The organism is Rhodococcus sp. P4_B6 (assembly GCF_056402215.1).
Window position 1 is genome coordinate 1 of sequence record NZ_JBFUHV010000277.1, and the last position, 8,156, is coordinate 8,156.

Here is an 8,156-nt window from a genome sequence, read left to right on the forward strand (position 1 = left end):
GGCCTGCGGTGGCCGGCGACGATCACCTTGGGTGCCAGCTTCTCCACCAGATCCACGGTCTCGAGCCAGTCTTGCCATTCCTCGGGCGTCGACAGGCCGAGCATCGGGTGGATCTCGTTGTAGATGGAGTCACCGGCAACGACGACATCGATCTCCGGGATGTGCACGATTGTCGTGGGATGGATGTCGGCCTGCTTCACCTCGACGATGTTGAGAGGCGAGCCGTCGACGTAGAGCGTGTTGTCGTCGATCGGGTCGGGGAGCGCGTCACTGACGACGCAGGCGTCGCCGAACAGCATCGCCCACTGCTGTTGCTGTAGTTCCATGGATTCCTTCATGGCCTCGACCACGTGGGGCAGCGCAACGCATTTCGCGTCCGGGAACCGCTCCTTGAGGGGACCGATGCCCAGGTAGTGATCGGCGTGGGCGTGCGTCACGTAGATCGTCGTGAGTTGCTTCCCGGTGCGCTCGATCAGGTCCCCCAGGTCCCGGACGTCATCCTTGAGGTACTGCGCGTCGATGAGCACAGCTTCGGTCGGACCGGTGATCAACGTCGCAGTGGTCGGCGAGAACGTGCCGCGGGGAATGTCAGGCCAGTCTCCCGCGGGGATCTCGGGCCAGCGACCGACGTACACGGTCGCTCGGATCGGCGGGGCGGCTGCGGCGGGCGGGCGGGTGTCGGTATTCATGAAGTGCCTCCAGAATGGGGGTGATTGGTCAGTGGCATCGGGTGGGCCTGCGGCCCACCGCGGTTAGTTCAACGGTATGAGCGCGCCGTTTCCGGGACATAGGTCGGCCGTGCCGGACACCGGTACACAGCCGCCACGATTCGCTCGGCGTGACGAACCGGCCCCATGGCCAGTAGGTCGTCTCCCTTGGTCATCAGCCATGCCCCGGTGGGTTCGCAGCACGGGTGGCTGCGTAGCGGGCGAAGGTTTCCAGCAGGGACGGGTCGTCGATCGATCGTGCTTCGGCGACCGCGGAGACGTCGTTGCCTTGCAGGATGCGCTTGACCGGGACTTCGAGCTTCTTGCCCGTTCGGGTGTGCGGGATCGCCCTGACGACGATCACGTCGTCCGGTACGACTCGGGGTGAGACCGCCTCGCGGATCCGCCCGATGATGCGTTCGCGGAGCGCGTCGTCGAGTTCGGCGTGATCGGACAGTGCGACGAACAGCGGCATCCAGTACTCACCGTTCTGCTGCTCCGCCCCGATGACGAGGGCTTCCTCTACCTCCGGGAGTTCTTCGACGACGCGATAGATGTCGGCGGTACCGAACCGGATCCCGTTACGGTTCAGCGTGGAATCAGAGCGTCCGTGGACGATCACGGTGTTGCGTTCGGTGATGGTGACCCAGTCACCATGCCGCCAGACCCCGGGGTAGCTCTCGAAATAGGTCTCTCGGTAGCGGGCCCCGTCGCCGTCGTTCCAGAATCTGGTCGGCATGGACGGCATCGGCTGGGTGACCACCAGCTCGCCCACGGCATCGCGCAGGCTGCGGCCGTCGGCGTCCCACGAGTCAAGGGCCACGCCCAGGTATGGGGCCGTGATCTCTCCGGCCCGCACCGGCAGGATCGGCACGAAGCCCGCGAATCCGCTGGCGACATCGGTTCCCCCTGTCACCGAGGCGAGCGGCACATCGCGGCCGATGTGATCGGCAACCCAGGAGTGCAGCTCGGCAGGGACCACGGAGCCGGTGGCCCCGAGGGTCCTCAGTCGACGCAGGTCGTGGTCGGTGCCGGGTGACCGGCCCGCTCGGGCGCAGGCCTGGAGGTATGCCGGGCTCGTGCCCAGCACGGTGATCTTGTGCCGGGCTGCGAGCGCCCATAGCGCGTCGTCGGTCGGGTACGACGGACTTCCGTCGTAGCAGACGATCGTCGCGCCGACGAGGAGGCCGCTCACGAGGGAGTTCCAGACCATCCAGCTCGGCGAGGTGTACCACAGGTACGTGTCGGAAGGCCCTAGGTCGAGATGGAGGGCCAGGGCTTTGAGGTGCTCGAGCACGACTCCACCGTGGCCGTGAACAAACCCCTTCGGCTTCCCGGTCGTCCCCGAGGAGAACAGCACCCAGAGGGGGTGGTCGAACCGCACGTGCGCGGGCGTCATGGCCGGCCCACCCCCGGTGACTGCCTCGACCCAGGGTGTGGTGCCTGCGGGAACACTCGTACCAGAGTGGAGTCGATCGACGACGAGCACCTCACGCAGCGTCGGCATCCCGGCCTGCAGGGCTGGCAGGGCCGCGAGGCGGTCGACCTCGCGTCCGCCGAAGCGGTAGCCGTCGGCCGTGACGAGGACCACCGGCGCGAGCTGTCCGAGGCGGTCGACGACCGCTTCGGGTTGATAGTCCTGTCCGCAGCACGACCAGGTCGCTCCAACGCTCGCGGTGGCGAGGAAGGCGATGACCGCCTCGGCAACGTTGGGGAGGTATCCGACCACACAGTCGCCCTCGCCGACGCCCCGGGCGCGCAGCCAGTTCGCCAGCGCGGTCACCTGGCAGGCGAGTTCGGTCCAGGAAACCGTCCGCGGCCCGGGCCCGCCAGGTTCGGAATCGTCGATGATCGCTGGGCGGGACGACTGGGCGTGGCTCAGCACCATGTCCACATAATTCAGCCGCCTGCCGGGAAACCATTCGGCGAAGGGCATCTCCCGGGTTGCCAGCACCGGGCCAACGCCGGTCATGGTCACCCCGAAGTAGTCCTTCATCGACGCCCAGAACTCCTCCGGACTGGTCACCGACCAGTCCCACAAGGACTGGTAGGAGGTGGCCTCGAATCGGCCCGTCGCCTGCAGCCAGTCGATGAAGTCACTGATCCGGGCGTCGGCGATCCGTTCTGCCGAGGGCGACCAGGCGATGTCCCCGGGTCCGATCGAACTCACCTCCACGGTCGCGTCCATTCCGAAATCCATATCTGCACCCTTCTTCACGCGTTGCTAGTCAGAACGGGCATCAGCAGCCGTGGCTTTCCCGATACTCGCTCGGCGAGACCCCGAAGCAGCGGTGGAACTCCCGGCGAAGGTGGCTGGGGTCGTAGAAGCACCATCGGTGAGCGATCGTCGCGATGGTCATGTCGGAGTTCACAAGCTCCTCGCGGACCGCGGCCATACGCCGTGCACGCACGAGAGCGGTCATGGTGTCCCCGGTCAGCGAGAAGGCCCGGTGGATGGTTCGTGTCGAGACGTTGTGGGCGGCCGCAAGATCCTCGATATGGATCGGACCGCTACGAAGATTGCGCGTGATCCAGTTGTCAATCTGCGCACGCAAAGCAGCCAAGGCCGATCGACCTGTGACAGAGCCGCTCTCTGCGCGGATGATGCCGACAGTCAGTGCCACCAGCGCCCGGCGGGCCGCCTCGATCTCCGAGGGACGCATGGCTGGTAGCCGGCTCCAGACCTGGTCAAGGGTCGTAACCAGAACGCCAACCAGCGGCCGGTCCTGCTCGAGCACGACACAGCCAGGAATGTTCGCGTCGCAACCAGCTGCCAGCAGCGCGGCCCGCGGCAGGGTCAGCGTGCGTTTCCTGACCCGCTCCGGCACCGAGAAGCCGTCACCGTCGTAACCGCCGGTCGCCACGACCACTGTCCCGTTCACCGGCGCGGCATCCGTGCCCGCGAAGGAAAGTCGCTCGTCGCCCCAGGCACCTGCCACGACCACGACGACATCGCGCTCAGCGGCACGATCTTTACCCAGCGACAGCACGCTGTGCAGGGGCGGGCAGTCCCAGTCCGCGAGCTGGAGGTCGCCGACCTCTCGCGAACGCAAGCGAGTGGCATTGCCCCGCCTCTTGCGGTGTTGCACCGTCATGGGCCCCGAGACATCGCGGACCGCAGTCTCCCAGCGGGCCCCAGGCCCGGCCGCCTCGACGTCAAGGACATCGATTTCGGTGGCTATGGTCGCGGTCATCGGGGCCTCCCAAAGCAGTGGACTAGGTTTGATGTGCCTGTACAGCCTGCCTGTGGACCACACCGGGGGACATTGTGTGAATGACGTATCCCATTACCTATTCGCGCTCCGGCCCGACCGCTCCCCGTCGGGCCGGAGCGTTAGTCTGGTCGGACCATGGCTTCACGGTCGGCGAACCAGCCGGACAACCTGCCCGCGGATCTGACGAGTTTCGTAGGCCGTCGATCCGAGACCCAGACTGTCCGAAAGCTTCTCTCCGTCGACCGGCTCGTCACGTTGACCGGGGTAGGCGGGGTCGGCAAAACCCGCCTCGCACTGCGGGTTGCCCGTGATGTCCGCCGCGCCTTCCCAGATGGGGTTTGCCTGGTCGAACTGGCATCTCTGAAGGACCCAGACCTGCTGCCGCACACGCTGATAGATGCACTCGGGATTCGCGAGCAGTCAGCCCCCGCCCCGTTGGTCCTCACCGACTACTTGCGCCCCCGGCACACCTTGATAGTCCTCGACAACTGCGAGCACATACTCGAGGCAGCCGCGGACCTGGTGGACCGGCTGCTCCGGGCGGCGCCGAAACTGCGGATCCTCGCCACGAGCCGACAAGCGCTGATGATCGCCGGTGAGCATGTGTACCCGGTTCCAACGCTCCCGGTGCCCGACGTCGATGTCCGTCTCGCTCCCGGCTCGGCGACGCAGTTCGCGGCGGTCGACCTGTTCGCCGCCCGGGGGGCTGCGGTCGTTCCCGGCTTCGAGATCACCCCCGACAATGAACAGGCGGTCATCCAGCTCTGCCAGCGACTGGAGGGGATCCCGTTGGCGATCGAACTGGCAGCGGTACGGTTGCGCGTGCTCACGGTGGAGGACCTCGCGCATCGGCTGGATAGTCGGTTCGAGCTGCTTCGCGAGGGCAGTCGTAACTTGCCGGAGCGGCATCAGACTCTTCAGGCCCTCATAGACTGGAGCTACGAGCTGTGTACTCCGGCGGAGCAGACCCTGTGGGCGCGCGCATCAGTGTTCGCTGGTGGGTTCGGTCTTGACGCGCTCGAGGCTGTCTGCGCGGACGAGTTGCTTGCCGAGGAGGTCATTCTCGACACGGTGGCCGGGCTGACCGACAAGTCGATCTTGACCCGAGGCGAGCACGGCGGGCGTGTCAGGTTCCGCATGTTGGAGACTATCCGGGAGTACGGCCAGGCCCGACTACGAGAGTCCGGCTCCGAAGCGAAGGTGCAGCGCAGGCACAGAGATTGGTACTGGCGGCTGATCGAGAAGGCTGCCGCGCAGTGGTTCGGTCCGGGACAGGAGGCCTGGGCGGCTCTGCTCCGTGTGGAGCATCCGAACGTGCGCTCGGCGCTCGAATTCTGCCTCGCGCGGCCGGACGAGGTGCGCGTCGGACTGCGGATGGCGGGCCTGCCCTGGTTCCTCTGGACTGCGCTCGGCTTCATGACCGAAGGCCGCCTGTGGCTGGACCGGGCGTTGGCAATGGATCAAGAACCGAGTCTCGAGCGGGTTTGGGCGCTGGGCACCGCCGCTGACATCGCTGTCTTCCAGGGCGATGAGGCTGCTGCTACTGCACTGATCGACGCCGTCCACGATCTGGCGGGCCGACTGGGCGACCCACGGGGCCTGGCTTACGCAACCCATATGCTCGGCCTACGCGAACTGGGCACCGACCCGAGCGCTGCGATTCCACTGTTGGTTGAAGCGCTCGAGCGATATGGGTGCGCCGACGTACCCGCCGACTACCCCAACAGTGTGCGCCCTGCACTGACCATGGCCTACGTGCTGTCCGGCGAGCTTGACCGAGCCGCCGACGTGGCCGAGGAGGCTTGCGCGCAATGTGAGCAGGCCGGCGAGCGTTGGCTGTTGTCCTACGCCATGTGGGCCAGGGGCTTCCTGAAGCTTCTCCAGGGCGAGCTCGAGCAGGCCGAAGCCGATCTGTGCGAGGCGCTCCGGCTCAAGCGGTTCACCCAGGACAACCTGGGCTTGGCATTCATCCTGGACGCTCTCGCCTGGACCGCCGCGGCGAGCGGCGATTCCGAGCGGGCCGCCGTGCTCCTCGGCGCATCGGACCAGGCCTGGCAGACCATTGGCGTCCCACTGCTCGGGGCGAAACACCTGCTCGCGCGGCGCGAACAGTTCGAGAACATGGCTCGGCGGGCGATGGGCAACCCTGGCTTCGACACCGCGTTTGCGCGTGGAGGCCAGCTCACCGTCGAGGAGATGCTGACCTTCGCGCTCCGAGAGCACCGAGTCTCCCCCGTCGAGACCCGACAGGCCGACAGCTTGTTGACACCTCGAGAGCGCGAGGTCGCGGACCTGGTGGCGCAGGGAATGTCGAGCAAGGACGTGGCGGCCAAGCTGGTCATCTCCCGACGCACCGTCGACGTACACGTGGAGCACATCTTCGCCAAACTTGGGTTCAACTCCCGCACTCAGATCGCGACCTGGGTGGCACAACGGCGCGCGCCGGAATCGCCAAATCGGTGATAGCTGGGCGGCGACTGTCGCCGACACGGTGACCTCGCGATCTCGGAGCCGCGAGATCTAGGCGGACGCCGCGGCGGGCTGTTCTCCGGCGCAGGTCTCGCCCACTTCGGTGACAGCTGTTCTCGAATCCCGCAGTCCAGCAACACGTATCAAGAAGACTTGTCGAGGGGTTGCCGGTCGGCGCACCCGACCATTCGAAGGGCGAGTTCGACGTAGCGAGCCGCGATAATGCGTGGGTCGGAGTAGGTGTGGGAGGGGAACCACCTGCTGACATCGACGCCGAGGGACGTGATTGCCAGCGCGGCGGCCTCGATGTCGAAGGGATGAAAGTCGCCTGCCGTTGCGCCGGCTTCGATGATCCGCGTGAACACCTTCGTGGTGGACCGGCGGATGTCCGCAATGACTGCGAAGTGCTCGGGCGAGAGCGAGCGTAGTTCGTACTGCGCGACCCGGGCGCTGGCGCGGTTGTCGGCGTGCCAGATCACGTAGGCCGTCACGGTCGACGTCAGCCGGTCGGGCGCCGCGACGTCGGGGCAATCAGCGGCGGTGATGGCCGCCAGTACCGAATGGTGGCCCTCGAGGCTGATGGCGTAGAGAAGGGATTCCTTGGTCTTGTAGTGCGGGTAGACCGCTCCTGGACTCATGTCGAGGCTGGCGGCGATCTCCCGGGTAGTGGTGGCGCCATACCCCTTGGCGGCGAACACCTCGATGGCCGCGGCCCGTATCCGCGCAGCGGCTTTCGAGGTACCCAGCTCGCCGACCGCTGCGGTTAGCGATGCATCCATCACACTGTTGCCTCTCGGTTGGCGGGGTTGACAGGTCTCCGCCGACACCATCAGTATATGCAAGCGCATAGAAAATATGCGGTTGCATATTTTTGAGCTGCATAGCTTTCACACCTCCGTCGTCAGACGACCCGCACCCAGGAGTTCCGCATGCCCGAGGCTGTCATCGTTTCCATCGCCCGTTCGCCGATCGGTCGCGCCATGAAGGGATCGCTCAAGGGCATGCGCCCCGACGACCTCGCCGCGCAGATGGTCCAGGCGGCACTCGACAAGGTGCCCGCGCTCGACCCCACCGACATCAACGACCTCATCCTGGGCTGCGGCCTGCCCGGCGGCGAGCAGGGCTTCAACATGGGCCGCAACGTCGCCGTGCAGCTCGGCTACGATTTCATCCCCGGCACCACCATCACCCGGTACTGTTCGTCGTCGCTGCAGACCACCCGCATGGCACTGCACGCGATCAAGGCCGGTGAGGGCGACGTCTTCATCTCCGCCGGCGTCGAGACCGTCTCCCGGTTCACCGCGGGCAACTCCGACTCGCTGCCCGACACCCAGAACCCGCTGTACGCCGACGCGCAGACCCGCACCGAGAAGCTCGCCCAGGGCGGCCAGCAGTGGGTCGACCCGCGCGAGGAAGGGCTGGTCCCCGACACCTACATCGCGATGGGCCAGACCGCCGAGAACGTCGCACAGATCACCGGCATCACCCGCGAAGAGCAGGACCGGTGGGCGGTGCGCTCGCAGAACCGCGCCGAGGCGGCAATCAACGAGGGCTTCTTCGCACGGGAGATCACCCCGGTGACCCTGCCCGACGGCACCGTCGTGTCCACCGACGACGGCCCCCGCGCCGGCACCACCTACGAGGCCGTCAGCCAGCTGAAGCCGGTGTTCCGGCCGGATGGCACCGTCACCGCCGGCAACGCGTGCCCGCTCAACGACGGCGCCGCCGCCCTGGTGATCATGTCCGACACCAAGGCCAAGGAACT

At 66.6% G+C, this 8,156-nt stretch carries 6 protein-coding genes; 2 read left to right on the forward strand and 4 right to left on the reverse strand.

Annotation, left to right across the window (positions count from 1 at the left end; translation table 11 throughout):
* The 3 genes from AC1DWT_RS48120 to AC1DWT_RS48130 all read right to left on the reverse strand — a co-directional run.
* The coding region (locus tag AC1DWT_RS48120; protein ID WP_477925968.1) for an MBL fold metallo-hydrolase at window positions 1–689 on the reverse strand (689 nt) is incomplete at its 3' end.
* 193 nt (window positions 690–882) lie between these two features.
* The gene (locus AC1DWT_RS48125; protein WP_477925969.1) at window positions 883–2,907 is read right to left on the reverse strand and encodes an acetoacetate--CoA ligase; all 2,025 of its coding nucleotides are present in this window, start codon (window positions 2,905–2,907) and stop codon (window positions 883–885) included.
* Window positions 2,908–2,947: 40 nt separating this feature from the next.
* Entirely contained in the window at window positions 2,948–3,901 is a 954-nt protein-coding gene (locus AC1DWT_RS48130; protein WP_477925970.1) for an AraC family transcriptional regulator, read from the reverse strand.
* 456 nt (window positions 3,902–4,357) lie between these two features.
* Here AC1DWT_RS48130 and AC1DWT_RS48135 point away from each other — a divergent pair, with 456 nt between their 5' ends.
* Entirely contained in the window at window positions 4,358–6,385 is a 2,028-nt protein-coding gene (locus tag AC1DWT_RS48135; protein ID WP_477925971.1) for an ATP-binding protein, read from the forward strand.
* Between the two features lie 149 nt (window positions 6,386–6,534).
* On the opposite strand, the gene AC1DWT_RS48140 is transcribed toward AC1DWT_RS48135, so the two are convergent.
* The gene (locus AC1DWT_RS48140) at window positions 6,535–7,170 is read right to left on the reverse strand and encodes a TetR/AcrR family transcriptional regulator (protein ID WP_477925972.1); all 636 of its coding nucleotides are present in this window, start codon (window positions 7,168–7,170) and stop codon (window positions 6,535–6,537) included.
* A 150-nt stretch (window positions 7,171–7,320) separates the two neighbouring features.
* Here AC1DWT_RS48140 and AC1DWT_RS48145 point away from each other — a divergent pair.
* Window positions 7,321–8,156: acetyl-CoA C-acyltransferase (locus tag AC1DWT_RS48145; RefSeq protein WP_477925973.1), on the forward strand; the 836-nt coding region annotated here is incomplete at its 3' end.